Origin of the sequence: Constrictibacter sp. MBR-5 (assembly GCF_040549485.1) — a bacterium.
Taxonomy (GTDB): domain Bacteria; phylum Pseudomonadota; class Alphaproteobacteria; order JAJUGE01; family JAJUGE01; genus Constrictibacter.
The window spans coordinates 77,055-103,859 of sequence record NZ_JBEPTK010000009.1; the positions used below are offsets into that span (position 1 = coordinate 77,055).

Annotated in this window: 22 protein-coding genes; 12 read left to right on the forward strand and 10 right to left on the reverse strand. The window is 67.0% G+C overall.

Translation table 11 applies throughout. From position 1 onward, the window contains the following. Positions 1 to 75: 75 nt before the first annotated feature. The 4 genes from ABIE65_RS18045 to ABIE65_RS18060 form a co-directional block, all read right to left on the reverse strand. Entirely contained in the window at positions 76 to 1,581 is a 1,506-nt protein-coding gene (locus tag ABIE65_RS18045; RefSeq protein WP_354079628.1) for a tripartite tricarboxylate transporter permease, read from the reverse strand. Between the two features lie 3 nt (positions 1,582 to 1,584). Next, positions 1,585 to 2,058 carry a tripartite tricarboxylate transporter TctB family protein gene (locus tag ABIE65_RS18050; RefSeq protein ID WP_354079630.1) on the reverse strand — a complete coding sequence of 158 codons (474 nt, stop codon included), beginning with the start codon at positions 2,056 to 2,058 and terminating at the stop codon, positions 1,585 to 1,587. A 126-nt stretch (positions 2,059 to 2,184) separates the two neighbouring features. Continuing rightward, complete coding sequence (locus ABIE65_RS18055) at positions 2,185 to 3,165, reverse strand: tripartite tricarboxylate transporter substrate binding protein (protein WP_354079632.1); 981 nt, start codon at positions 3,163 to 3,165, stop codon at positions 2,185 to 2,187. A gap of 360 nt (positions 3,166 to 3,525) precedes the next feature. Then, complete coding sequence (locus ABIE65_RS18060; protein ID WP_354079634.1) at positions 3,526 to 5,634, reverse strand: TonB-dependent receptor domain-containing protein; 2,109 nt, start codon at positions 5,632 to 5,634, stop codon at positions 3,526 to 3,528. A gap of 346 nt (positions 5,635 to 5,980) precedes the next feature. On the opposite strand from ABIE65_RS18060, the gene ABIE65_RS18065 reads away from it, so the two are divergent. Beyond that, positions 5,981 to 6,820: a terminase small subunit gene (locus ABIE65_RS18065; RefSeq protein ID WP_354079636.1), complete on the forward strand. Its 840-nt coding sequence runs from the start codon at positions 5,981 to 5,983 to the stop codon at positions 6,818 to 6,820. A gap of 303 nt (positions 6,821 to 7,123) precedes the next feature. On the opposite strand, the gene ABIE65_RS18070 is transcribed toward ABIE65_RS18065, so the two are convergent. Further along, positions 7,124 to 8,305 (reverse strand): aminotransferase class V-fold PLP-dependent enzyme, encoded by a 1,182-nt coding sequence (locus ABIE65_RS18070; RefSeq protein ID WP_354079637.1) that lies wholly within the window; start codon positions 8,303 to 8,305, stop codon positions 7,124 to 7,126. 178 nt (positions 8,306 to 8,483) lie between these two features. Here ABIE65_RS18070 and ABIE65_RS18075 point away from each other — a divergent pair, with 178 nt between their 5' ends. From ABIE65_RS18075 to ABIE65_RS18105, 7 genes are all read left to right on the forward strand, one after another. Then, the gene (locus ABIE65_RS18075) at positions 8,484 to 9,056 is read left to right on the forward strand and encodes a hypothetical protein (protein WP_354079638.1); all 573 of its coding nucleotides are present in this window, start codon (positions 8,484 to 8,486) and stop codon (positions 9,054 to 9,056) included. Further along, positions 9,053 to 9,262, forward strand: a complete 210-nt coding sequence (locus ABIE65_RS18080; RefSeq protein ID WP_354079639.1) for a hypothetical protein — start codon at positions 9,053 to 9,055, stop codon at positions 9,260 to 9,262. Before ABIE65_RS18075 ends, ABIE65_RS18080 begins: the two co-directional genes overlap by 4 nt. A 150-nt stretch (positions 9,263 to 9,412) precedes the next feature. Then, the gene (locus ABIE65_RS18085; RefSeq protein WP_354079641.1) at positions 9,413 to 11,500 is read left to right on the forward strand and encodes a hydantoinase/oxoprolinase family protein; all 2,088 of its coding nucleotides are present in this window, start codon (positions 9,413 to 9,415) and stop codon (positions 11,498 to 11,500) included. 20 nt (positions 11,501 to 11,520) lie between these two features. After that, on the forward strand, positions 11,521 to 13,266 hold the full coding sequence (locus tag ABIE65_RS18090) for a hydantoinase B/oxoprolinase family protein (RefSeq protein WP_354079642.1): 1,746 nt from the start codon (positions 11,521 to 11,523) through the stop codon (positions 13,264 to 13,266). A 217-nt stretch (positions 13,267 to 13,483) separates the two neighbouring features. Continuing rightward, positions 13,484 to 14,218, forward strand: coding sequence for a MipA/OmpV family protein (locus ABIE65_RS18095; RefSeq protein WP_354079643.1), 735 nt, complete (start codon positions 13,484 to 13,486; stop codon positions 14,216 to 14,218). A 139-nt stretch (positions 14,219 to 14,357) separates the two neighbouring features. Next, complete coding sequence (locus ABIE65_RS18100; RefSeq protein ID WP_354079644.1) at positions 14,358 to 15,371, forward strand: LLM class flavin-dependent oxidoreductase; 1,014 nt, start codon at positions 14,358 to 14,360, stop codon at positions 15,369 to 15,371. A 205-nt stretch (positions 15,372 to 15,576) separates the two neighbouring features. Further along, positions 15,577 to 16,647, forward strand: a complete 1,071-nt coding sequence (locus ABIE65_RS18105) for a dienelactone hydrolase family protein (protein ID WP_354079646.1) — start codon at positions 15,577 to 15,579, stop codon at positions 16,645 to 16,647. Between the two features lie 35 nt (positions 16,648 to 16,682). Here ABIE65_RS18105 and ABIE65_RS18110 read toward each other — a convergent pair whose 3' ends face one another. Further along, positions 16,683 to 18,503, reverse strand: a complete 1,821-nt coding sequence (locus ABIE65_RS18110) for a M3 family oligoendopeptidase (RefSeq protein WP_354079647.1) — start codon at positions 18,501 to 18,503, stop codon at positions 16,683 to 16,685. Positions 18,504 to 18,616: 113 nt separating this feature from the next. On the opposite strand from ABIE65_RS18110, the gene ABIE65_RS18115 reads away from it, so the two are divergent. The 4 genes from ABIE65_RS18115 (at position 18,617) to ABIE65_RS18130 (ending at position 22,097) form a co-directional block, all read left to right on the forward strand. Beyond that, entirely contained in the window at positions 18,617 to 20,425 is a 1,809-nt protein-coding gene (locus tag ABIE65_RS18115) for an AMP-dependent synthetase/ligase (RefSeq protein WP_354079648.1), read from the forward strand. Positions 20,426 to 20,496: 71 nt separating this feature from the next. Next, positions 20,497 to 20,973 (forward strand): hypothetical protein, encoded by a 477-nt coding sequence (locus ABIE65_RS18120; RefSeq protein ID WP_354079649.1) that lies wholly within the window; start codon positions 20,497 to 20,499, stop codon positions 20,971 to 20,973. Next, complete coding sequence (locus ABIE65_RS18125; protein ID WP_354079650.1) at positions 20,970 to 21,377, forward strand: phage holin family protein; 408 nt, start codon at positions 20,970 to 20,972, stop codon at positions 21,375 to 21,377. Before ABIE65_RS18120 ends, ABIE65_RS18125 begins: the two co-directional genes overlap by 4 nt. Positions 21,378 to 21,416: 39 nt before the next feature. Continuing rightward, on the forward strand, positions 21,417 to 22,097 hold the full coding sequence (locus ABIE65_RS18130; RefSeq protein ID WP_354079652.1) for a hypothetical protein: 681 nt from the start codon (positions 21,417 to 21,419) through the stop codon (positions 22,095 to 22,097). 16 nt (positions 22,098 to 22,113) lie between these two features. On the opposite strand, the gene ABIE65_RS18135 is transcribed toward ABIE65_RS18130, so the two are convergent. The 4 genes from ABIE65_RS18135 to gcvH all read right to left on the reverse strand — a co-directional run bounded on the left by ABIE65_RS18135 (position 22,114) and on the right by gcvH (position 26,790). Then, positions 22,114 to 23,163, reverse strand: a complete 1,050-nt coding sequence (locus ABIE65_RS18135) for a threonine aldolase family protein (RefSeq protein ID WP_354079654.1) — start codon at positions 23,161 to 23,163, stop codon at positions 22,114 to 22,116. 356 nt (positions 23,164 to 23,519) lie between these two features. Continuing rightward, positions 23,520 to 25,070: an aminomethyl-transferring glycine dehydrogenase subunit GcvPB gene (gcvPB, locus tag ABIE65_RS18140; RefSeq protein ID WP_354079656.1), complete on the reverse strand. Its 1,551-nt coding sequence runs from the start codon at positions 25,068 to 25,070 to the stop codon at positions 23,520 to 23,522. Next, positions 25,070 to 26,413, reverse strand: coding sequence for an aminomethyl-transferring glycine dehydrogenase subunit GcvPA (gene gcvPA / locus ABIE65_RS18145; RefSeq protein ID WP_354079658.1), 1,344 nt, complete (start codon positions 26,411 to 26,413; stop codon positions 25,070 to 25,072). Before gcvPA ends, gcvPB begins: the two co-directional genes overlap by 1 nt. Beyond that, positions 26,413 to 26,790: a glycine cleavage system protein GcvH gene (gene gcvH, locus ABIE65_RS18150; RefSeq protein WP_354079660.1), complete on the reverse strand. Its 378-nt coding sequence runs from the start codon at positions 26,788 to 26,790 to the stop codon at positions 26,413 to 26,415. The genes gcvPA and gcvH overlap by 1 nt, the downstream gene beginning before the upstream one ends. Between the last annotated feature and the right edge of the window lie 15 nt (positions 26,791 to 26,805).

Below are 26,805 nucleotides of genomic sequence, written 5' to 3' on the forward strand. Positions count from 1 at the left end.
CTGGTCTCTCCTCGTTCCGTGCGTGGCAGAACATGTCCGCCCTGCCCGCGCCTGTCGACCCGCCTGCGCGTGCGTTCAGGTCTCGTCGAGGGCGATCTTCTCGCGCCGCGCGCGCAGCGCCGGCAGCACCGCAGAGAGCAGCAGGGCCGCGGCCAGGAGGAGGCAGACGGCGGAGATCGGCTTGGTGACGAAGGTCGTCAGGTCGCCCTGCGACAGGATCAGCGCCTTGCGCAGGTTGTTCTCCAGCATTGGGCCCAGGACATAGGCCAGGACGAGCGGCGCCGGCTCGAAGCCGAACTTCTTCATCAGGTACCCGAAAAGGCCGAATCCGGTCATCACGTAGAGGTCGAAGACCGAGCCGTTCACGCTGTACACGCCGATCATGCAGAACAGCAGGATCATCGGGAACAGGATGTGGTAGGGCACCTTCAGCACCTGCACCCACAGCCCGATCAGCGGCAGGTTCAGCACCAGCAGCATCACGTTGCCGATATACATGCTGGCGATCACGCCCCAGAACAGTTCAGGGTGGTTGACCATCAGCAGCGGCCCCGGCTCGACGCCGTGGATGATGAAGGCGCCGAGCAGCAGCGCCGTCACCACGCCGGTCGGGATGCCCAAGGTCAGCAGCGGGATGAAGGCGCCGCCGGCGGCCGCGTTGTTGGCCGCCTCGGGACCCGCGACGCCCTCGATGGCGCCCTTGCCGAAGCGCGACGGATCGTCGGCGAAGCGCTTCTCCACCGCATAGGACACGAAGGACGAGATCACCGAGCCAGTCCCCGGCAGCACGCCCAGCACGAAGCCGATCGCCGAGCCGCGCAGCAGCGCCCAGCGGCACTGGATCCAGTCCTTCACCGTCGGCAGCAGCTTGCCGATCCGCGTCTTCACCACGGTGCGCTGCTGCGCGCCCTCGATGTTGAACAGGATCTCGGCGATGCCGAACAGGCCCATGATCATCGGCACCAGCCCGACGCCGTCGACCAGTTCCAGCCGGTCGAAGGTCAGCCGCGGCATCGCCGTGATCGAGTCGATGCCGACGAGGCCGAGGGCGAGGCCGATGCACGCCATCATCAGCGACTTCAGGATCGAGCCGTGCGTCACGTAGCTGAGGATCGCGAGGCCGAACACCATCAGGCTGAAATATTCGGCCGGCCCGAACCGGACGGCGAAGTCGGCGAGCGGCGGCGCCACCAGCATCAGTGCCACGATCGCCAGCGTGCCGGCGATGAACGAGCCGATCGCCGCGACGCCGAGCGCCACGCCGGCGCGGCCCTGCAGCGCCATCTGATAGCCGTCGAGCGTGGTGACGACCGACGCCGCCTCGCCCGGGATGTTCACCAGGATCGCCGTGGTCGAGCCGCCGTACATCGAACCGTAATAGATGCCGGCCATCATGATGATGGCGGCCTCGGGCGTGATGTAGAAGGTGATCGGCATCAGCAGCGACATCGCCGCGACCGGCCCGATGCCGGGCAGCACGCCGATCAGCGTGCCGATGAACACGCCGACGAAACAGTAGGCGAGGTTGGCCGGTTCGAAGGCGACGGCAAACCCCGCCATCAGCATGCCGAGAATGTCCATCGGTCAGCCCACCAGCAGCGGTTCGAGCAGGCCGGCCGGGAACTGCGTGCCCAGACCGACGCCGAACAGGACGTAGACGGCCAGCGTGATCGCCACCGAATAGAGTACCGCCTTCGTCCAGGACTGCGGGTCGACCGTCCGGAACAGCAGGAACAGCAGGGCGATCGTCAGCAGGATGAAGCCGACCGCCTCGAGCAGGGCGCAGTAGACGACCAGATATGCCAGGACCAGCGGCACCCGCCGCCAGCGTTCGCCGAACGGCGACCCGTCCGCACCCGCCGCACCGCCGGCCCCCGCGAGGACGGCCGACCCGGCGAGCAGCGCCGAGAGCGCGGCCATGAGCGCGCCGACCCAGAAGAGGATGAAGCCGGAACCCGGCTCGTGCAGGTCGCCCAGGCCCATGTCCCGCCCCTCATAGACGAGCCAGAGGCCGAGGCCGAGGCCGAGCAGGCCCGTGCCGATATCGGATGGACGCATGGAGAACTCCCGGCGGAGGCCCGGCGCCCTTCGGCACCGAGCTTCAGGCGGCGCCCTTCGGCGCCGGGCTCAGGCGGCGCCGCCGGCTTCGCCAGGCCGGACGCGGCGCCGTTGGGACGGCGGCGGCTACTTCTTCGCCAGCCCCAGTTCCTCGACCATCGCCTTCTGCTCCCCGATGAACTGCATCACGAACTTTTCGTAGTCGTCCGTGCCCAGATAGTCCTCGACGAAGCCGATCTTCGCCATGATCTCGGCGTGCGCCGGCTGCTGCATCGCCTTGCGGAAGGCGTCGTGCAGCGTCTTGACGACCGCCGGGTCCATGCCGGCCGGACCGCCGATGCCGTAGGGCGAGGTCACGACCATGTCGATCCCTTCCTCGCGCAGCGTCGGCACGTCCGGGAAGCGCTCCAGCCGCTCGGGCGTCCAGATCACCAGCATCCGGATCTTGCCCGCATCGGCCAGTGCGCCCAGCGTCCCCGTGCTCGCCACGTTCAGCGAGGTGTGGCCGCCGAGCAGCGCCGCATTCTGCTCTCCGCCGCCCTTGTAGGGGACGTGGATCCACTTGATCCCCAGCTTCTTGGCGATCTGCTCCATCGTGATGTGCTGCGTGCCGCCCGCGCCGGACGACGAGTAGCTGACCTTGCCGGGGTTGGCCTTGGCGTACTCGACCAACTCGTCCCAGGTCTGCCAGGGCGCGTCGGCCTTCACCGCCACCGCGAAGGCATAGCCGGTGAGCTGCAGGATGTAGGTGAAGTCCGTCTTCGGGTCGAAGGAGGTCTTCTGGATGAAGGGCAGCCGGTAGAGCGTCGCCGGCATCTGCGAGATGGTATAGCCATCCGGCTTCGCCGTGGCCGCCATCGTCGCCGGCCCGAGCGTGCCCGAGGCGCCGCCCTTGTTCTCGATCGTCACCGGCTGGCCGAGTTCCTTGGATACCAGGTCGGCCAGCACGCGCAGATGCGTATCGGTGCCGCCGCCGGCCGGGAACGGCACGATCAGCGTGATCGGCCGCGTCGGATAGTCGGCCGCGGCCGCCACGGTCGGCGCCGCGCCAAAGGCCGCGGCGGCGGCCAGGGCCAGCCCGAACAGGTTTCGTCTCGATATCGCCATGGGTGCTCCTCCTAGAGCCGGCGCCCGCGTTTCGGCGGGCGGCCATGATTGAGGCCGCGGCGGCGCGCTTCTGGACGAGCGTTCGCCGGTCGCGACGGGATCCGCGGCGTGTGCGCCGCGCGGTGGGAATGACGGGACGTGTCGGTGGAGAGGGTGGGTGAAGGGTCGGTGCAGCGGGTCGGGGGGACCTGCCGCCGCGCTGCGGCGACAGGTATATGTCCGCTCATATCATCGCCCGCCGGACGGGGCAACCGCGGCTCGACCGCCGTTTCCCGCACACCGGCGGGGCGCGGTACCGACCTCCCTCATCGTCCCGCGGGGTGAAGCGGGGCGACCGGCGCCGCGCCCGCCACCGTCGCCTCAGAACGCGCCCCGCAGGCCGAAGAGGACGCTGCGCCCCCGCAGGGGTGCCGCGTCCTTGATGAAGGAGGTGTGGTTGAAGGCCGGCTCGTCGGTCAGGTTGGTCGCCCGCACGAAGGCCTCGGCTTCGGTCGGCCCGACCGAGAAGGCATAGGCCGCCGTGGCGTTGACCGTGTCGTAGCCGCCGGTCGAACTCTCGAAGTCCGCCGTCTTCGACTGGCTGAAGGTACGGTAGTATTCGAGTTCGCCCGACACCGGCCCGTAGCGGCCGTCGAAGCGGATGCCGGCGCGGCCGGCCGGCACGCGCGGCACGTTGCCCTCGCCATCCTTCAGCTTGGCGCGCACATAGTCGCCGAACAGCGACACGCCGAAGCCCTCGAACACCTCCTGCCGGATCAGGCCATCGACGCCGGTGAAGGTGGCGTCCGCGGCGCTGTACCGGATCAGGCGGAAATCCTCGAACCGGTCGAGCGTGTCCGCATAGATGTAGTCCTTGAAGTCCTGGTGATAGACGCCGATCGAGAAGGTCGTGTCGCCTGCCCGCTTGCGGAAGGTCAGGTCGACCGACCGCGCCGTCTCCTTCCCCAGGTCGGCGTCGCCGACCTCGTAGGTGTTCGTCGCCAGGTGGACGCCGTCGGCGTAGAGTTCCTGGTTGTTCGGCGCGCGCTGCGTCCGCGCCAGGGTCAGCGCCAGCGAGTAGGCTTCGTCGATATCCCAGATTGCCGCCGCCGACACCGAGAAGGGCGCGTGCTTCGCCGTGCTGCCATTGTCCGGATCGACGCCCTGCCATTCCTGGCGTACCGCCAGTTCGAACCGCACCGGGTCGAGCCGGAAGGTCTCCATCCCGAACAGGGCGACGGTGTCGGTCCGGCTCTTCGGCAGGAACGCCTCCTCGCCGAGCGCGCTGAAGCGACTCAGGCCGTACTGTGCGCCGAACACGCCGTCCAGCCCGAAGACCGGGGCGTGGCGGAACTCGACGCGGCTGTCATAGGCCTCGTTCTTGAAGGTCGTCGCGACCTCTCCGTCCTCGATCTCGTCGTGGCGGTAGTCGGTGTAGGAGGCGCGCAGCCGCGCCTGGGTTATCCCGGGCAGCGGGTCCCGATATTCGCCGCGCAGGTCGACGCGCTCGCTGCGCAGCTTCACGTAGGGAACGCCGTGCCCTTCCTCGTCGTGGTCATGGTCGTCCCCCTCCTCGCCCTCGTGCCCTTCCTCCTCGTGCTCCTCCTCCTCATGGCCGCCGCAGTGCAGGTGCGTGCCGTGCGGATGGCAGTCCTCGTATTCGTGCTCGTGCCCCGGCAGGCCGTATCTGCTGCGCTGGCGCGTGTAGGCGGCACCCAGAAAGCCGCTCTCGCCGATGAACGAGGCGCCGAGGCTGACCGCGGAACTGTCCGCATACGACCCTTCGACGTGCCGCGACCCGGTCTCCCGCGGCACGCGATAATCGTCCAGGCTGCGGTCGGCGCCCTCGACGCGCAGGGCGAAACTGCCCGCACCGACCGTCACGCCGCCGGCGGCCGCGCGCTCGTCGTCCGCCGTCCCCAGCCGTCCCTCGAAGACGCCAGTGACGCCGTTCTCCGGCACCGCGGTCGGGATCTTGGAATCGAGCAGGTTGACCGCCCCGCCGATGGCGCCGCCGCCATAGAGCAGCGCCGCCGGCCCGCGCAGCACCTCGATGCCGTCGAGCAGCAGCGGCTCGGTGACGATCGCATGGTCGGGCGAGATCGACGAGGCGTCGTGCACCTCCGAGCCGTCGGACAGGATCTTCACGCGCGGCGCCGTGTGGCCGCGGATGATCGGCCGGCTGGCGCCGGCGCCGAAATGCTCGAAATGGATGCCCGGCTGCGCCTCCAGCGTGGCGCCCAGCGTCGCCTCCCGCCGATGCACCAGTTCCTCCCCGGAGAGGCGCACCACCGGCGTCGCCATCTCGTCAACGGTCTGGCCCAGCGGCGACGCGCTCACGGTGATCCCCGGCAGGACGATCGCCTCCCCGGCCCGGTTCCCGACCTGCGGGTCGCTCGGACCGCCCGCCTGCCCTCCGACCTGCCCCACAGCCGCCCCGTGCAGGAACGGCATCGCCGCCGCCGACAGCAGAACCGTACGTAACCTCACAGCTTCCCCCTGAACGCATCCGACCACGCCGCCCCTCGGCGGGCGACAGAAAGACAGACGTTATAACGTATCATCTCAGCGTCGCAATATGGCATCCCATTCGAAGCGGCCCCTCATTGTCATCCTCGGGCGGAGCGCAGCGGAGACCCGAGGATCCAGGGGCACGCGCTCAGGCGGCCGCCCTGGCTCCCCGGGTCGGCGGGCTCCGCCCTTGCCCGGGGATGACACTCAAGAAATGCGGCCGCCATCCCCAGGTCGCGCCCCTGTGTGAGCAGCGGGAAGGCGGCGCCACTTGTATTCCTAGGACTATAAGCGCATAATGCGACCTCCCCTTGGGAGACCCGCCATGCCCGAAGCCTCACCCCCGCCCCTCACCGAGCGCCAGGAAATCTTCTGCCGCCACGTCGCCCGCGGTGCCAGCGGCGCCGCCGCCGCAAGATGGGCCGGCTACGCCCCCGACAGTGCCGCCAAGCAGGCGAGCGTCATGCTCGGCCGCCCGCACATCCGCCGCCGCGTCGAGGACCTCCGCGTCCGCCGCGAGATCGCCCGCCAGACCGGCATCGCCGAGATGGTCGACCGGCTCCGGGCACTCGCCAAGCTGGCCACCGCCAAGGGCGACTACCGCACCGCCGTCCGCTGCATCGAGATCGAGGCGAAGGCCACCGGCCTGATCCCGGACAAGCACGCGGCCAGCCCCTGCGGCGGCTTCGCCGGATCCGACCCGCTGCTCGACGGCATCGACCCGAGATGGCCCGGCCACGCCGCCGCGGAGGCCGAGGGCTGGCTCGCGGAATGGCGCCGGGGCCTGGCGCCGGAACCGGAGGAGAAGCCGGAGCCGATCATCGTGCCGCACGTCTACGAGGGTTTCGGGGGCCGGCCGCTGGACGAGTTCACGCCCTTCACCGACCTGGAGCGGATGCGGGCCGACCAACAAAAAGGAATGGAAGGGAAGGAAAAGGAACCTTCCATCGACGAGATCGAAGACGAAGACCCCGACCCCATCGCCTCCCGCGAGGCCCGCGCCGAAGCGGCGCTCGAAGCCGAACTCGCCTACCTCCGCAGCATCGCCCCGCCCGTCGCGATCAACCCCGCCGCCCCCTCCTGGGCCCGCCACCCGGACCCCCTGGTCCGCGGCGGCCAGTCCGATCTCCACGGCTGGGACCCCGCATGGGAGCGCCCGGGGTGAAAGCGCTCACCGCCATCATCGAGCGCCCCCGGCCTTCTTCCACTGTCATCCCCGGACGCAGCGAAGCGGAGATCCGGGGAGCCAGGACCGGCGCGCTGGCCTCGACGGACGCGCGGGGGCCGCGTCGGGATGGGTCCTCGGGTCTCCGCTGCGCGGAGCCCAAGGACGACAGTGGAGGGGATGCCGGAGACAGAAGGCGCACGACGAAGACGATCCTGCAGTAGCCCCTCTTGATGAGGAGCCCGCCCCGCGGGCGTCTCGAAGCACGAGAGGCGGGCCGAAACCGCCGCCCCGCGAAAACCCCTAACCCCGCCCCGCCCGGCGGACGAAGCCGACCAGCCGCTCCACCTCGTCCTCGCTGTTGTAATAGTGAACCGAAGCCCGCACGACCGCGTCGAGCCCGCGCGCCGTCATGTCGAGGCGCGTCGAGCCGACACGGCTGACGCTGACGTTGATCTTCTGGCCCGCCAGCGTCGCCTTCACCGCCTCGGGGTCGACACCGGCGATGTCGAAGCTGACGATGCCGCAGCGCTTCGTCCCGCGGTCGCGCACCGTGACGCCGGGGATGGCGGACAGGCCGTCGCGCAGCAGGGCGGCCAGGTGCGCGATGCGCGCCTCGATCGCCGGCAGGCCCCAGGAGAGCGCGTACTCGACGGCCACGCCCATGCCGATCTTGGCGGCGTAGCTGCACTCCCAGTTCTCGAAGCGCCGCGCGTCGGCGCGGATCTCGTAGCTGTCCGGCCCGGTCCAGCTGGCGGCGTGCAGGTCGAGCAGCGGCGGATCCAGGCTCTCGACGAGGCCGCGGCGGACATAGAGGAAGCCCATGCCGCGCGGCCCGCGCAGATACTTGCGCGAGGTCGCCGAGAGCATGTCGCAGCCGATGGCTGCCACGTCGATGGGCATCTGCCCGACCGACTGGCAGGCGTCGAGCAGGAACGGCACGCCGGCCGCCCGCGCCACGGCGCCGATCGCGGCCGCCGGATTGACCAGGCCGCCGTTGGTCGGCACGTGGGTGACCGCGATCAGCTTGACCCGGTCGTCGATCATGCCGCGCAGCGCCTCCACCGAGAGCTGGCCGTGTTCGTCGTCCGGCACCGGCTCGACCGTCACGCCCATGCGCCGCGCGGCGTGCAGGAAGGCGATGTAGTTGCTGGCATATTCGGCCTGCGCCGTCAGGATCCGGTCGCCCGGCCGGAAGGGCATCGAATAGAAGGCCATGTCCCAGGCGCGCGTCGCGTTCTCGACCACCGCCACCTCGTCGGGCGCGCAGTTCAGCAGCCGGGCGACGGCATGGTAGCAGCCGTCGATGGCGTCCGCGGCGCGCGCCGCCGCCTCGTAGCCGCCGATCTCGGCCTCGAGCCGCAGATGGCCGATCGCCGCGTCGAGCACCGCCTGCGGCGGCAGCGCGGCACCGGCATTGTTGAAATGCGTGACGTGCGCCGTGCCCGGCGTCTCCGCCCGCGCGCGTTCCAGATCGATGGTCATGCTGCCGTCCTCCTAGACAATTCGGACCACGCTACCGCACGCGCAGCCATCGACAAACGGCCAGGAGCGACTCCGCTGGTAATGCCTATTTTTTTAAATAAACGCCTATTGATGCCTATATGAAGTGCTCCCATATGAGGTCGACCGGAGTGGTTCGGCCAGAGCAAGGAGCATGAGCATGCCCGCGCAAGATGTTGTCTTTGTTCCGATTTCGAGGCAGCTGTACAATGATTTGGTCCGGTTCTCGGACGGGCAGGTGGATGGGCGAATAGCCGAAACCCTGATCGAGAGCTGGATCGAGCGCACGCTCTCGTTAGGTGATCAGATCTCAGTCTGGGGTGACCGGGCTGTAGAGGTCGCAGAGACCTATGCCCCCCATGTCGCAAAGCGGTGGAGGAAAGAGGACGAAGACCACTCCGTCGACCTGCGGAAGCAGAACCGCCCGCTGATCTGGAAGGAAGTCTCGATCCCTGCCGGCGCCGACGTCAGGATGCAGTATGACGGCATCCAGTATTATGGCGTCGTTGTCGACGGCTCCATCGAATTTGAAGGCGAAAGGTACACCCCCTCTTCATGGGCCTCTAAGGTCGCCGGCGGCACAAGTCGCAACGCTTGGCGGGACATTTACGTTAAGGAGCCACTTGGAAAATTCTGGATCCCCGCCGAGATTCTTCGAAAGGAGGCGCGCCAAGAACAACGGCGCAGGTGGGACGCGGAGATCGACCTTGGTGAAGGGGAGCAGCAGGAATGAACCGGCATCACCGGTCCTGCATCGCGATTGTCGAGTCCGTTGGGTTCGACGCCCCCGCGATGGAGCGTCGCGGAAAGCATCTGGCACTCCGCATCGGCGGGGCCGATCGCGTCGCGACAGTGTTTTTTCGCTGCACGCCGCCTGACCCGCGCTGGGCGAAAAATGCCCGTGCGCTTGTCCGCCGCGCTGTACGTGAGGAGAACTGAGCTGCCCTGGCCCACGGCTTGCACGGCGCGCGGCTTGAACGACGCCGGGGCCGGCCGCTATCCTCTCCGGCCGTTTCGGCATTCCATCGGCGGCGGGCGCCCGTCCGGCGCCACTTCCCATCGCCAAACGTCACCACCGAGGCGCACAGAATGACAGCAGGTTCCCGGCCGGCACGGGTCGCCGTCGACATCGGCGGCACCTTCACCGACGTGGCGGTCGAACACGGCGCGGACCTCCACACGGTGAAGGTCCTCACCACGCCGCGCGCGCCCGAGGAGGGCGTGATGAACGGCATCGCCGCGGCGATGGAGGCGGCCGGCCTCTCGCCCGCCGACGTCGGCATCATCATCCACGGCACGACGCTGGCAACCAACGCGCTGATCGAGCGCAAGGGCGCCGTGACGGCGCTGGTCGTGACCGAGGGCTTCCGCGACTCCGTCGAGATGGCCTACGAGAACCGCTTCGAGCAGTACGACATCTACATGGAGCGGCCGGCGCCCCTGGTGCCGCGCCACCTGCGCCTGCCGGTCCGCGAGCGGCTCAACAACCGCGGCGAGACGCTGATCGAACTCGACGAGGACTCGGTCCGGGCGCTGGTGCCGACACTGCAGAAGTACGGCGTCCAGGCGCTGGCCATCGGCCTGCTGCACGCCTACGCCAACCCGGCGCACGAGATCCGGGTCGAGCAGATCCTGAAGGAGGCGCTGCCGGACCTCTGGATCACGCGGGCCTCCGAGGTCTGCCCGGAGATCCGCGAGTACGAGCGCCAGTCGACCGCCTGCGCCAACGCCTACGTCCAGCCGGTGATGGCCCGCTATCTCACCAACCTCGACAAGGCGCTGCGGACGACCGGCTACGACTGCCCGCTCTTCCTGATGATGTCCGGCGGCGGCATCACGACGCTGGAGACGGCGATCGCGAACCCGATCCGCCTGGTCGAGTCCGGCCCCGCAGGCGGCGCCATCCTCGCCTCGCACATCGCCGCCGAGTGCGGCCTCGACGAGGTGGTCTCCTTCGACATGGGCGGCACGACGGCCAAGATCTGCCTGATCGACCAGGGCAAGCCGCAGAGCTCGCGCACCTTCGAGGTGGCCCGCGTCTACCGCTTCATGAAGGGCAGCGGCCTCCCGCTGCGCATCCCGGTGATCGAGATGGTGGAGATCGGCGCCGGCGGCGGCTCGATCGCCGCGGTCGACAGCCTGAAGCGCATCACCGTCGGCCCGAAGAGCGCCGGCTCCGAGCCCGGCCCCGCCTGCTACGACCTGGGCGGCACCGAGCCGACCGTGACCGACGCCGACGTGGCGCTCGGCCGCATCGACCCGGCCGGCTTCGCCGGCGGCCGCGTGAAGATGGACCCGCGCAAGGCCGAGACGGCGCTCGCCCGTGCGGTCGGCGCGCCGCTCGACCTCACGCCGACGCTGGCCGCCTTCGGCGTGAGCGAGATCGTCGACGAGAACATGGCGAACGCCGCGCGCGTCCACGCCGTCGAGCGCGGCAAGAGCCTCGACAGCCGCGCCATGGTGGCCTTCGGCGGTGCCGCCCCGCTGCACGCGGCACGCCTCGCCGAGAAGGTCGGCGTCCGCCGCGTCGTCGTGCCGACCGGTGCCGGCGTCGGCTCGGCCATCGGCTTCCTGCGCGCCCCCATCGCCTACGAGGTGGTCCGCAGCCGCTACATGAAGCTCTCGGCCTTCGACGCCGACGAGGCCAACACGATCCTGGCCGAAATGCACGACGAGGCCGAGGCCGTGGTCCGGCGCGGCGCCGGCGACCAGCCGACAGCCGAGGTCCGCACGGCCTTCATGCGTTATGTCGGCCAGGGCCACGAGATCACGGTCGACCTGCCGCTGCGCCTGCTGAAGGCCGGCGACGCCGACGAGATCCGCCACGCCTTCGACGCGGCCTACACCGCGCTCTACGGCCGCACGATCCCGAACATGGACGTCGAGATCCTGAGCTGGACGCTGACGCTGGGCACTGCGGTCGACGCTCCGGCACTGGCCACCGACACGCCGCCCCTGCCCGCGCCGGAGCCGTCCGGCCGGCGCCGCCTGTTCGACGCCGCGACCAGCGACTTCGTCGACGTGCCGGTCTACCGCCGCGAGGCGCTGCGGCCCGGCGCGGTGATCGCCGGCCCGGCGATCGTCGCGGAGGAGCAGACGACGACCGTCGTCACCGCCGCCTTCGACGCGCACGTCAACGCGCTCGGCTACCTCGTCCTCGACCGCCGTCCGAACTGATCGCCTCGGGAAACAGAGACATGACGCTGAACAGCTCGGCTCCCCTCGCCCAGATCCACAAGCAGGTCATGTGGAACCGCCTGATCTCGGTGGTCGAGGAGCAGGCCCAGACTCTCATCCGCACGGCCTTCGGGACGCCGGTCCGCGAGGCCGGCGACCTCTCCGCCGGCGTCTACGACCTGAACGGCCGCATGCTGGCCCAGGCCGTCACCGGCACGCCCGGCCACGTGAACGCAATGGCGGCCTCGGTCGGCCATTTCATCCGCAAGTATCCCGTCGAGACGATGCGCGAGGGCGACGTCTTCGTCACCAACGACCCGTGGCTCGGCACCGGCCACCTCAACGACTTCACCGTGGTGTCGCCGACCTTCCGCCAGGGCAAGTTGGTCGCGCTGTTCGCGTCCACCGCGCACGTGGTCGACGTCGGCGGCCTCGGCTTCGGCCCCGACGGCCGGCAGGTCTACGAGGAGGGCATCTATGTCCCCATGATGTACTTCGCCCGCGCCGGACAGGTGAACGAGGACCTGCTGGAGATCGTGCGCTGGAACGTGCGCGAACCGATCCAGGTCGAGGGCGATCTCTACTCCCTCGAAGCCTGCAACCGCACCGGCTCCGAACGGCTCGTCGCCATGATGGACGAGTTCGGCATGGAGACGATCGACGAGTTGGCCGACTGGATCATCGACACGTCGCACCAGGCGATGCTGGACGAGATCGGCAAGCTTCGGGCTGGCACCTACCATAATTCGATGCGGATCGACGGGTACGAGCGCGAGGTCGATCTGGTCGCCACGATGACCATCGGCGCAGACGGCATCGACGTCGACTTCACCGGCACGTCCTCCGTTTCCAGCTACGGCATCAACCTGCCGCTGACCTATACCCAGGCCTACGCCTCGTTCGGCGTGCGATGCGTGGTCGGCGCGACCGTTCCGAACAATGCGGGTTCGCTGTCGGCCGTTCGCGTTTCGGCACCGGAAGGTTGCATCCTGAACGCGCCGCATCCGTGCGCCGTCACGGCCCGTCACGTCATCGGCCAGATGCTGCCCGACGTCGTGCTGGGCTGCCTTCACGAGGTCATCCCGGGGGGCACTCTGGCCGAGGGGACGTCCTGCTTGTGGAACCCGGTACTGCTCGGCGGCCACGGCGTCGGCGGCACAGACGCACCCGGCGCGAAGCGATCGGTCTCCTTCGCCGTCAACTGCTTTCACGCCGGCGGTATGGGCGCTCGCCCCTCCATGGACGGCCTCAACGCGACGGCTTTCCCATCGGGTGTCCGCAACACGCCCGTCGAAGTGACAGAGACGATCGCGCCACTGATCTGCTGGCAGAAGGAGTTCCGGCCGGATTCCGGTGGTCCCGGCACCTTCCGCGGGGGCGCCGGCCAGATAATGTCTTTCTCCCACGCAGACGACGCGCCTTTCGCGATATCCGCCATGTTCGACCGCGTGAAGCACGCTCCCCGCGGCCGCTCGAACGGACAGGACGGCCAGACGGGCCAGCTGCATCTCGCCTCGGGCAAACAGCTGCCGGGCATGGGCCGGCATCCTGTCCCGCCGGGCGATCGCATCGTCATGGAGATGCCGGGTGGCGCGGGATTTGGTGATCCATTGGCCCGTGACCCGGCTATGGTCGCTGCAGATGTCTTGGCCGGCTTCGTCTCCGTCGAGGCTGCGAGATGTCAGTACGGCGTCGTTCTGGACGCAGGCGGTGGTATCGACGAAGCGGCTACGGCGGCCGAGCGCGAAAGCCACCGTGCGGCTTGACCGCTGCCGCACCGCGGCTCCCGTGCCACGCCAACCGGAAAATCGCCCGAACCTGATCCGGGTTGGTTGATCTCCCGGAACTCTCGGATAACATTGGTGACAAGGATCACAGGCTTTACGATACCTTCACACTGATGGGCCAGCCTGTAATCGTGTTTTCCGTGGGGGATCCTGTTTCGCTATGCGTATCTTGGCTGCTTCGGCACTGATGTGCTGCTTGGCCACCGCACCTGCGGTGGCCGGGGAGAGCGGCCTGCGCCTGTTGCTGGGTGATCCGCTGGAAATCACACCCGGCATCCAGCACGATGCTCAGGACGACTCGGGCTACCTCACCGAGAACGGCTTCTTGACTAGGCCCAGGCTGGACAGCCAGCAACTCGCCGACACTCTGGTGCTCCAGTCACTGCCCGCTTTCGAAGCCGAGATCGTGCGTGGCTCAGGTTTTGCCGCCGGGGTATCCGCACGAACGCCTTTCGACAGGCGGGGATTGTTCCGCCAGTCCGACCGGGGCGGATCGACCGCGGACTCAGGCGTCGGCGCGTACGGAAGCTTCTCCATGGAGGATCTCACGCTCACCGCCCGCCTGGGGCAGGAAGCGACCGACGGGACCGGGGGCTTCGTGGCGGATCTTGGCCTGAAATGGGCCTCGCAGATCATGGACAACCTGACCCTTGTGATTGGCTCCGAGATCAGTTGGGCGGACGAGAACTATTTCGAGGGCCTTTACACCACTGATAGCCGCTTCTCCGGTAGCGGGCTGCGTCTTCATGACGCCTCACCCGGCCTGAAGGACCTGACGGTGTCCGGGTCGGTGACCTACTCGATCGGCGACAACTGGACTGTCGGCGGGCTCGTCGGTGCGCAGCGCTTCCTCGGCGATTCCGCCGCCAGTGTGACGAATGGCGTCGAGAGTGAGTATTTCGGCGGACTGAGCCTTGGCGTCCGCTTCTGACCGGCCGCGCGCTGCACGTGGCACGTCTATCCACATCCCTACCGCCCCTCTCTGTTGCCCGCAGTTGCCTTAGCGGCTCGTTCCCGACACACTGCGGTCACCCCGCGGCTGCGGTGTGACATGAACGGGGCTAAAGCGCGTGCAATTCGGCTTGATGACACGTGGTCAGTTTCCGTCTGGCGACGATATGTCGGTCCGCTTCCGGGAACTCGTAGAGCAGGCTAGGCTCGCCGACACGCTCGGTTTCTCGTCCCTCACGAAGGGTTCTCACTACAGCGCGCACCCGTATCAGGACTTTCAGCAGTTTCCCTTCCTGGCACGGATGTCCGCCGAAGCGCCAAATCTACGGCTGAATTTCGGCATCGTGCTGGTCCCCCTGCACAAGCCGCTTGATGTCGCAGAGCAGTTGGCCACGATCGATGTCATGTCGGGCGGCCGCGTGATCTTCGGCGCGGGCCTGGGCTATCGCGACGTGGAGTTCGAGGCCTTCGGCACCGAACAAGGAGCACGGGTAAAGCGGTTCGAAGAGAATCTCACTGCGATCCGCCGTCTGTGGACCGAGGAAACGGTGGACATGGCGGGCTCACACTTCACCCTCCGTGGTGCTTCCTGCCCGACCAAGCCGGTACAGAAACCGCATCCGCCGATCTGGATCGGGGCGAATGCCGACAGTGCGATCCGGCGTGCGGCACGTCTCGGCGACTGCTGGTACGTGAATCCACACAACCGCATCGATACGATTCAACGCCAAACGGACGTCTATCGGGCAGCCCTCGACAAGCTCGGTAAGCCCTTCCCACTAGAGTTCCCTTGTCGCCGCGAAGTGTTCGTCGCCGCGACACATGAGGAGGCCATGCGCCTCGCGCGGCCGCATCTCGAAGGCAAGTATGAGATCTATCGCTCCTGGGGGCAGGATCGAGAGATGCCGCAGGGCGATGATCTTGGTGGTAGTTTCGAAGACCTCGCTCGCGACAGGTTCTTGATCGGCACGGCGGACGCGGTGGCAGAGGGCATGGTCCGGCTCTCGCGCTTGACCGGAATCAATCACCTCATCATGAGCATCCAGTGGGCAGGCATGCCCCAGTCCTTGGTCATCGAGACGATGCACCGGCTCGCCGAAGAGGTCTTTCCGAAAGTGAGGCATGCGGCATGATCAAGAACTTCGGCCCGCTACTGTGAGAATACGCGGTTTGGCAAAAGAACCTTCAGGCCTGTCAATCATTGCGCGCCTTGCGCTGGCCGGCCTCGTTTCGACTGTAGCCGCGTGCGCGACCACGCCGCCGCCGCCCTCGCCTCCGCCACCTCGTGCGGTCACCGAGCACGCTCCACCGTCGGCACCATCTCGGGCTGAGCCGCAGGTGACCTTCGAACTTGAGCCCCGGCTTGTCCGGAGTTTCCGGAGCGACGGCAAGTTGGTACGGGTCGACGTCATCCGTGCGGTTGGCGCCGGCTCAAGCCGGCCTGCCGTCGTAATGCTCCACGGGGCCAGTGGACTCGGCAGCGGTTGGTTGGTGTTTCCCCATGCCGAGGAGTTAGCGCGCCGCGGCATCGATGCATTCGTGGTGCGCTACTATGATGGCCTCGACGGCAACGACGGGTCGAAGTCGAGTTCGGCTCTGCACTACAGACGAGAGCAGATCATCTCAGACGCGATTTCCTACATCGCATCTATCCCCGAGATCGATCCGCAGCGGATCGGCGTCTACGGCATGTCGCTCGGAGCCTTCCATGCCCTCGCCCTCGGAACTCACGATCGCCGTGTTGCAGCAATCGCGGATGTGATGGGGGCGATGCCGGGCCAGATCGCGCTCTCCAGCGTCACGAGCATGCCCCCGACCTTGCTCATCCATGGGGCGCGAGACCGGATCGTTCCGATCGAGCGGATGTACGAGGTTGCGAGCAGGCTCGACGACATAGGCGCTTCGTATGAGGTGAAAGTCTACACCGATCAGGCACATAATCTGGCCGGCGCAGCACATACGGATAGCATCCTCACCGTCGCCGACTTCTTCGATCGCCGCCTGAATGGAGCCGCTCAAACCGCCAGTGCACAGGTACCGGCATCTGCTCGCACGTTGACGTCACTCTCCGAGATCAAGCCGGTCATCACGGCACGCACGCAGAGCAAGAGTACGAAGACCGCCCTCAATTCACGGTCCAAGAAGGGCGCTAAAGATGTCAGAGTCACCGCCAAATCCTCGGCAACCAAGGTAGCCGGGAAGCCACGTGAAACCCCGGCCAAGGTCGCCACTGCGCCAATCCGTTCCACCACCAAGGCGTCCGGGCAATCGGCGTCCAGCGCCAACGCAGCACGCGGCGCAAAGGACACGAAGTCACGGCAAGCTGCGGTGTCGCGCCCGGAGCCTCAGCCTGCCGCGACGAGAACGAAGACTCCGGTTGATCGCAATCAAGTCGCCGCTACGCGCTGATACGGCGACGACCGCCGCCGGCTCAGCGCTCGAAGCTAATGCGGCATCGCCTCAAGTTCGTCGATGAAGCCGGCTAGGACGTCAAGGCCGCGGCTCCAAAAAGCCGGGTCAGTCGCATCCAGTCCGAACGGTGCGAGCAGTTCCTTATGGTGTTTCGTCCCTCCGGCGCGGAGCATGTCGAGATACTTCGCCTGAAAGCCCGGATGACCGCTCTGATAGACGGCGAACAGCGAGTTCACGAGGCAATCGCCGAAAGCGTAGGCATAGACGTAAAAGGGCGAGTGAATAAAGTGGGGGATGTAGGCCCAGTAGGTCCGGTAGACGTCTTCGAATCGAAGCGCGGGACCCAGGCTACGCTCTTGCACTTCCATCCATATGTCGCCCAACCGCGTCGCCGTCACCTCGCCGGTACGCCTCTCGGCGTGGACCCGCTCTTCAAACTCGAAGAGGGCTATTTGGCGAACGACCGTGTTGAGCATGTCCTCCACCTTGCCTACAAGCATGGCCCGCCGACGGCGCGGATCCTGCTCGCGATCCAGCAATCGCCGGAAAGTGAGCATTTCGCCAAAGACTGAAGCGGTCTCAGCCAGCGTGAGCGGCGTATCCGCAAGCAGATGACCTTGCTGCGCGGCAAGCACTTGGTGGACGCCGTGACCGAGTTCATGGGCCAGCGTCATCACATCCCGCACTTTGCCCTGATAGTTGAGCAGGATGTAGGGATGGGCGCTCGGAACCGTCGGATGCGCGAACGCTCCGGGTGACTTGCCCGCGCGGGCTGGCGCATCGATCCAGTTATGTTCGAAGAAACGGCCGCCGACAGCCGCCATCTCGGGATCAAAGGCCGCGTAGGCGGAAAGAACAGTCTCGCGCGCCTCATCCCAGCGCAAGGTGCGGTCCTCGGAGTCGGGGAGCGGCGCATTCCGGTCCCAATAGTCCAACTTCTCCCCGCCGAACCAGCCGGCTTTCAGCTTGTAGTAGCGGTGCGACAATCGGGAATATGCATCGCGCACAGCACTAACCAGAGCGTCGACGACCTCGTCCTCCACCCGATTGGACAGGTTGCGGGCGGAGGTGGGGCGAGCGTAGTGCCGCCAGCGGTCGTCGATCTCCTTATCCTTCGCCAGCGTGTTCGTCACGTGCGCGAACAGACGGATGTTCTGCTGCAGAATCTGGCCGAGCGACCTCGCCGCGTCGCGTCGCACACCGCTGTCCCGATCGGATAGCAGGTGCAGAATTTCGGCGTTAGTCAGATTCTTGTCACGGAAAGGAAAACGCAGGCCCGCCATGGTCTCGTCGAACAGACGCGTCCAGGCGGCCCGACCCGCGACGTGCTTGTCGTTCAACAACCGTTCCATGTCCTCGTCGAGTTGGTGGGGACGGAACGCCCTGCTGTTTTCCACCCAGGAAGCATACCGTGCCAGCGCAGGCGCTTTGAGTTTCGCCTCCATATCGCCCGGCTCGATCAGGTTTAACTCGAGTGTGAAGAACAGGAGGTCGCTCGCAATATCCGTTACACGCTCTTGGACCCCCTGGTAGAATTTTCCAATCTCCGGATCTTCTAAGTTCTTCGAGTGCAGAAGTTGCGCGTAGCTCATGACACGGGAGAGGGTTTCGTCAATCCTTTCGTAGGCGGCCACCGCTGCTCCCAGCCTGTCACCGTCCAGTTCCGCCACGTGCGTACGGAAGTCCTTGGCAAACACCTTGGCAGCGGCTGCGGCAGCTTCTAGATCGTCCTTGAGTGCCTTGGAGTCAGGGGCCGGATACAGATCCGTCAGATCCCATTCTGGTAGCGGACCGAGGTCCGCCCCTGGATCGCTTTCCGGTTCCACCGCCGCAAGGTACCGATCGTCACTCATGCTTCAACTCCTCCAGGTAGCGCGCGATATAATGCCCTCGCTGCGCCCATCCAAGGCGGCGCACCGAAGACGACCGAGCGGCACGGCTCATCCGTGAACCGTAGGGAGGAAGCGTGCAGGATCAAAGTCTGGAAGCCGGCTTGGCCCGGTATCGGACGTGGCCGAACCTCGTGGCCATGTTCTTCGAACAGGCCCAAACCCACAGCGATCGTCCCTTTCTCTGGCATAAGGATCGAGGTGAGTATCGGCCGCTCTCCTGGTCGGAGACCGCCCAACAGGTCATGCAATTCGCCAGTGGCCTCCGAGCACTCGGTATCGCGCCGGGGGACCGGGTAGCGCTCATCGCCGAAAACCGACCGGAATGGATGATCGCCGACCTGGGCATCATGGCCGCTGGAGCGATCACGGTTCCCAGCTACGCGACCTACACCACGGACGACCACTTCCATCTTCTATCCGACAGCGGCGCAAAGGCTGTTGTGGTTTCAACCGCAGCGCTTTGCGGGAAAGTCCTGCCAGCCGTCGAGCGAAACGCCGCCACCGCTTTGGTCATCACAATCGACCCGGCGTCGCAACATCGCGACAGTGGCGCGCATATCATCCCTTGGGCGGAGGTCATCGCCGCCGGCACCGCGGCGGGCGACGGCGTGCTCATGGGCACCTCGGAGACGGGACGGGACGAGCCGGCCTGCATCATCTACACGTCCGGCACGGGAGGCGCTCCCAAGGGCGTGGTTCTCAGCCACGGAGCGATCCTGTTCAACTGCATGGGCGCTTTCGATCTACTTCACGAACTGGGCTTGGACGACGAGGTATTCCTCTCCTTCTTGCCGCTCTGTCACTCCTACGAGCATACTGCCGGACACTTCTTTCCCACGTCGATTGGAGCTCAGATCTACTACGCGGAAAGCATTGAGGCGCTCGGGCGAAACATGATGGAAGCCCGACCGACGATCATGACGGCGGTTCCGCGGCTCTACGAGACACTCCACGCCCGCATAATGCATAGCCAGCGCAACAGTCCGCCGTTGCGCCAGCGTCTCTTCCACGCCGCAGTCCGCCTCGGCCGCAAGCGATACGAACATGCCGGCCGGCTCTCTCCGTTAGATCGCATTTTCGATCTAGCACTGGATCATCTGGTGCGCGCAAAGGTCCGAGAGCGCTTCGGCGGTCGGATCAAGGCGCTCGTCTCAGGTGGCGCCCCGCTCAATGTCGAGATCGGCATTTTCTTCACCGCCCTCGGACTCCGGCTTCTGCAGGGATACGGCCAAACAGAGTCCGCCCCCGTCGTCAGCTGTAACCGACCGCATAAAGTCAAAATTCATACCGTGGGGCCACCGCTCCGCGATGTCGAAGTCCGCATCGCGGACGATGGGGAAATTCTGGTTCGCGGCGAACTCGTCATGCGCGGCTATTGGAACAAGCCCGAAGCGACTGCCGAGGTGCTTCGCAACGGATGGCTGCATACAGGCGACATCGGCGTCATCGACAGCGACGGCTACCTCCAGATCACAGACCGAAAGAAGGACATTATCGTCAACTCGGGAGGCGACAACATCGCGCCCCAGCGGGTGGAAGGCTTCCTGGCACTGCAGCCGGAGATCTGCCAGGCGATGGTCTACGGTGACAAGCGGCCCTACCTGGTGGCCCTGATCGTCCCGGATACGGAATTCGCCGCAGCCTGGGCACGGGCCCACGGTCAGCCAATCGAAACGCTTCCGGACGTGCCGGCCTTCCGCAAGGAGATCAGCGCTGCGATCGATCGGACCAGTGCCGAGCTCTCGATCGTCGAACGGGTCCGCAAGTTCATCATCGTGCCGCAGCCGTTCACGGTGGAGAACAACATGATGACTCCGTCGCTTAAAATCCGCAGGCACGTGATCCGCGCGGCGTATCGCGATCGCCTTGAAGCGCTCTACTGATACTCGCGTACTGCGGAACTGTAACAGCGGACGGCCGTTGTCTGGCTGAACCGAAACGAGGTGGCGGGTCGATGAGCGAGCACGGCAATGCAGGCGCGCGCGAACGCATCGAGGAGAAGGCGTCCGAGGCATATGACGCAGTCCGTGAGAGGACTCACGGCCTAGTCGACGATATCCGCGAACAGGCTGAGACGATCGCAGCCCGCCAGAAGGCGATGATCGCGGATCGGATCGACGGTACAGCCGCCGCGATCCGCAAAGCTGCCGAAGAGTTCGACGCTCAGCAGCAGCCCGTCATGGCTGGCTACGCGGAGGATATCGCCACCGCCGTAGGCAGCGTCTCGAAAGCCGTACGGAACCGCGAGGTCTCCGAGATCGCGGAAGACGTCGAAGACCTCGCACGACAGCATCCGGGGCTTTGCTTGGCGGGCTGCGTGCTCCTCGGGTTTGCCGCTGCGCGCTTCCTGCGCGCTGTCGCCGAGCCCCGGCCACGGTCACGCGTTGCTGCGGCGCCGTCAAGCGGCCCGGGGATGGGCGGCCCGGTATGACATCCCCTGAGCGAGGCGCGGCATCCGACACGATCGAAGCGTCATTCTCCCGACTGGGACAGTTGGCTGCTTCGCTGGTGCGCGACGAGATGGCACTGGCTAAGGCCGAGGCCGGCGAGAAAGCGCGTCAACTGGCACTGGGTGCTGGCGCTGTGGTTGTCGGCGCCATGATCTCGCTCGCCGGCGTCATCGTGCTCTATGAAGGCTTCGTTGCGGCGATGCGGGACTTTGCAGGGGTTCACCCTGTTTTCTCAGCTTTGGGTGCCTCGATCCTGATTGCGGTGATCGCCGGTTGGCTGGTGTACAGCGCCGTCGTCCGGTTGAAACCATCCGGGCTCGTCCCTCGTCACACGATCGACAGTCTGCGGCGCGATCGCGAGATGCTCGAAACCCTCGGGCGCTGACGCCCAGTTTCCGTCACGGCTGATGCCGGGAGAATGCGAATGACAGACTATCCCAATGACGTCCGCGACATGGCGGACTGCGTCGTAGAGGCGGCGCGGGAACACCCCGTGCCGGTGGCACTGGCCGGTCTCGGCCTAGGCTATCTGCTGTATGCGACGCTGACGCGCTCGCGCAATTCCGACCTGCGCCAGAGCGAGTTCTCGGATTACATCGACCCGCTGGCGGACGGGCCGGCCTACGACATGGACGACTATCGCGAGCCTCACCCGAGCCGTCGCCGCGCGCGGGAGACGGTCGACGCCGTGCGTAGCGCCGGCGCGCGCGCCGGCGAAGCCGCGACGGACTTCGGCCACCGCGCTTACGTCAGGGCGGAGAGTGCCGGCCGGTATGCGAAGCGGACGTTCGCCGAGACCGTCGACGAGCGACCGCTGGTGCTCGCGGCGATCGGCCTCGCGATAGGTGCCGCGGTCGGTGCTGCCCTGCCCCGCACGCGGCAGGAACGAGCTTGGCTCGGCGATGCGGCGTCGGAGGTGCGGGAGCGCGGCCAAGCCTACGCCCGCGAGCAATGGGAGCGCGGCGAGCGCGTCGTCGAGAAGGCGACCGCAGCGGCCAAGGCCGAGGCTAAGCGGCAGGGGCTGACGCCCGACGATCTCGCCGACAAGGCCGAGCAGGTGGCCGAAGCCGGCACCGATGCCGGACAGTCCGAATTGAACCGGTGAGCGGCGGAGCGGCGGCCTAAGCAGCCGCCTCGTTCACTACCTCACGGACCGCGGCAATCGCGCGGTCGATGCCCGCGCGGTCCACGTCCAGATGCGTGACCGCGCGGATTCGTTTGCCGTCACCGAGGCCCATGCGGACGCCCTTGGCGAGCAGCCGCTCGTAGAAGGCCTGCGGTGTCAGGCCCGTCTCGGCGACTTCGAAGAAGACCATGTTGGTCGCGACCTCTGCCGGCGACAGCACGATGCCGGGGATCTGGGCGAGGCCACGGGCCAGCACGCGGGCGTTCTCGTGATCGTCGGCGAGCCTGTCGACGTGATGTTCCAGGGCGTAGACGCCGGCCGCCGCAATGATGCCGGCCTGACGCATCGCGCCGCCGAACTGATGCTTCCAGCGCCACGCTTCCTCGACGAAGTCGGCCGAGCCGCAGAGCACGGCACCGACCGGGCAGCCGAGCCCCTTGCTGAGATCGACCCACGCCGAGTCGCAGATGGACGCGAAGGCGCTCGGCTTCACGCCGGCCGACACCGCCGCGTTCATCAGGCGGGCGCCGTCCATGTGCATGCCGAGCCCGTGCTTCTTCGCGACGCCGCGTACCTCCTTCAGCTTCTCCATCGGCCAGACGCTGCCGCCGCCGAAGTTGGAGGTCTGCTCGACGGACACCAGCTTGGCGCGCGGGCGGTTGCGCTTGTACGGCCGAATCGCGGCTTCGAGCTGCTCGCCGGTGAAGATCCCGTCGTCGCCGTCGATCATGTTCAGCATGCACCCCGAGAGCGCCGCCGGGCCGCCCGCCTCGGCGTGGATCGGGTGCGCCGTCTTGTCGAGCAGCACCTCGTCGCCCTGCCGGCAATAAACCCGGTAGGCGATCGCGTTGCACATCGTGCCCGAGGGCACGAAGACGGCGGCCTCGTGGCCCATCATGTCGGCCACCATCTCGACCAGCCGGTTGACGCTGGGATCCTCGTGCGCCTGCTCGTTGCCGACCTCCGCCTCCGCCATCGCCTTGCGCATGCCGGGGGTCGGCTTGGTGATCGTGTCGCTATAGAGATCGATCTGGACGGCAGGCATGGCGGCGGCTCCATGGAAGCAGGGTCGGACGGCGTCGGCCACTGTCAGCTCCCGGAAGAGGCTGGCGCCCGACGATCGAACTGCCGCCAGTCTAGCACCGATCCCGCCGCCGCGCCCATCCGGTGCCACGCGGCGAGCGCGCATAGCGAAAAATAGGTTTTTATGGGGGTGCCGATAAAAACCTGTTTCGGATCAGTCTGTTGCCCCACTCCGAAAAACCCGCCCACGAAAGATCGGCGGGTTTTCATGGTGAAACACGGGGCGCCCTCACCCCGATGCGCCTCCCAAAGGACGGAAGTCCTGTATATAGCGGCAGCCCACCGGCGTGCAACGACGCCGGTGGGCTGGGAATTCCGCTACTCCGCTGCAGCCGGCAGCGCCGGCGGACGCCAGCGGAGGACGGGCTTGCGGGCGGCCCGGGTCTCGTCGAGGCGGCGGCGAGGGCTGAAGCGGGGCGCCTGCTGGAAGAACGCCTTGTCGCCGGTCTTGGCCCGCGCGACCAGGGCACGCATCACCTCGATGAACTGGTCGAGGCTCTCCTTGCTCTCGGTCTCGGTCGGCTCGATCAGCATGGCCCCATGGACGACCAGCGGGAAGTACATGGTCATCGGGTGGAAGCCCTCGTCGATAAGCGCCTTGGCGAAGTCGAGGGTGGTGACGCCCGTGCCCTTGAGGAAGCTGTCGTCGAACAGCGCCTCGTGCATGCAGGGCCCGGGGAACGGCGCCGACATCACGTCCTTCAGGCGCGCCATGATGTAGTTGGCGTTCAGCACCGCGTCGCCGGAGACCTGACGCAGGCCGTCGCCGCCATGGCTCATCATGTAGGCGAGCGCGCGGACGAACATGCCCATCTGGCCGTGGAAGCCCTTCATGCGGCCGAACGGCCGCGCCGACCTGTCGTGCTCGATCAGACGGCGGGTGTCGCCGTCGGTCACCACCCAGGGATAGGGCGCGAACGGGGCCAGCGCCTCGGACAGGACGACGGGCCCGCTGCCGGGACCGCCGCCGCCATGCGGCGTCGAGAAGGTCTTGTGCAGGTTGATGTGCATCGCATCGATGCCGAGGTCGCCGGGCCGCACCCGGCCGACCAGCGCGTTGAAGTTGGCACCATCGCAATAGAAGAAGGCGCCGACCTCGTGCACACGCTTGGCGATCTCGACGATGTCGTGCTCGAACACGCCGCAGGTGTTCGGGTTGGTGAGCATGATCGCGGCGACGTCGGGGCCGAGCTTCTTCTCCAGCGCCGACAGGTCGACGCGGCCGTCTTCGCGCTCCGGAATGTCATCGACGGTATAACCGATCGCGGCCGCGGTGGCGGGGTTGGTGCCGTGCGCCGAAGAGGGCACGAGCACCCGCTTGCGCGGGTCCTTGCGGTCCTCCAGGGCAGCCCGGATCGCCATCATCCCGCACAGTTCGCCGTGGGCACCCGCTCCCGGCGACATGGCGACGGCAGGCATGCCCGTCAGGACCTTCAGCCAGTGCGCCAGCGTGTCGATGAGTTCGAGCGCGCCCTGGACCGTGCTTTCCGGCTGGAGCGGGTGAATGTCCGAGAAGCCCGGAAGCCGCGCCATCTTCTCGTTGAGGCGCGGGTTGTGCTTCATCGTGCACGAGCCGAGCGGATAGAAGCCGGCGTCGATCGCATAGTTCTTCTGCGACAGGCGCGTGTAGTGGCGGATGACCTGCGGCTCGGATAGGCCCGGCAGGCCGATCGCGCCGCGGCGCTCCAGGCCGCCCAGTCGGCTCTTCACCTTCGGCGGCTCGGGGAGGTCGACGCCGGAGCGATCACGCTCGCCCATCTCGAACAGCAGCGGCTCTTCGAGCTGGAGGGCGCGGTTGCCGGTCAGCGTCTCTTCCTCGGCCGGCGCAGTATCGGCCGAGGGGCGGGTCGCACGTCCTTCGTTCAGCATCACAGGATCTCCCGGAGCGCCGTGGCGAAGGCGTCCATATCCTCGGGCGTGTTGGTCTCGGTCGCGGCGACGAGGAGCAGGTTCGCCATCTCCGGCCGGTCGGGGTAGAGGCGCAACGCCGGTACCCCGCCCAGTATTCCCTTACCCGCGAGCGCTTCGACCACCTCGGCGGCGGGCTTGCGCAGACGGACGGTGAACTCGTTGAAGAAGGTGGCGTTCAGCACCTCCGCCCCATCGACCGCGTCGAGCCGATCCGCCAGCTGCACGGCCGCGGCGTGATTGAGCGCCGCCATCCGGGTGAAACCCTGCTCGCCGAGCAGGCTCATGTGGATGGTGAAGGCCAGAGCACAGAGGCCTGAGTTCGTGCAGATGTTGCTGGTCGCCTTCTCGCGGCGGATATGCTGCTCCCGCGTCGAGAGGGTCAGCACGAAGCCGCGCTTGCCGTCGGCGTCGACGGTTTCGCCGCACACGCGGCCCGGCATCTGCCGGATCAGCTTCTCGCGCGTCGCGAACAGACCGACATAGGGGCCCCCGAAGTTCAGGGCGTTGCCGATCGACTGCCCCTCGGCGGCGACGATGTCGGCGCCCATCTCTCCCGGCGACTTGAGCGCCCCGAGCGCCACGAATTCGGTCACGACGACGACCAGCAATGCGCCCTTGGCATGGCAGGCCTGGGCGAGCGCGGTCCAGTCGCGGACGTTGCCGAAGACGTCGGGATACTGCACCACGACGCAGGAGGTGCGGTCGTCGACACGTGCCCCCAGATCCTCCTCGCCCTTCACGTCGGGCCCGGCGCAGTCGAGGTCGAAGCCGATGAACCGCGCCAGCGTCTCCGTCACCTCGCGGTAATGCGGGTGCAGCCCGCCCGAGATGACCGCGCGATGCCGCCGCGTCGTGCGGTTCGCCATCATCACCGCCTCGGCGCAGGAGGTGGCGCCGTCGTACATCGAGGCGTTCGCGACCTCCATGCCGGTGGCGAGCGCCACCTGGGTCTGGAATTCGAAGAGATATTGCAGCGTGCCCTGCGTGATCTCCGGCTGGTAGGGCGTGTAGGACGTCAGGAACTCGCCGCGCTGGATCAGATGATCGACCGCCGCGGGCACGTGATGGCGATACGCCCCCGCACCGAGGAAGCTCGGCCCCGCGCCGGCCGGCATGTTGCGCGCCGCCATCTTGGCCAGGCGCCGCTCCACCTGCAGTTCGCCGCTGAACGGCGGGAGATCGAGCGGCGCGCTCTGGAGCTTGTCGCTCGGCACGTCGCGAAAGAGCTCTTCCACCGAACCCGCGCCGATGGCGCCGAGCATCGCCCGGCGGTCGTCGTCTGTCAGGGGGAGATAACGCATCAGCCGAGACCCTCGATGAATGCCTGGTATGCCGCTTCGTCCATCAGGTCTTCGAGCTCGGACGGCTCCGAAAGCTTGATCTTGTAGAACCAGCCGTCGCTGCTGGCGGATTCGTTGACGGTGCCCGGCGTATCGGCCAGAGCCTCGTTCACTTCGACCACCTCGCCCGAGACGGGCGCATAGACGTCGCTGGCCGCCTTGACCGACTCCACGACGGCAGCTTCGTCCTTCTGCGCGAGCTCCTTGCCGACGTCCGGCAGCTCGACATAGACGACGTCGCCGAGCTGGCTCTGGGCATAGTCGGTGATCCCGACCGTTCCCACGCCGTCCTCGACGCTGATCCACTCGTGGTCTTCGGTGTAGTAGATGTCAGCCATGATGGTGTTTCCCTT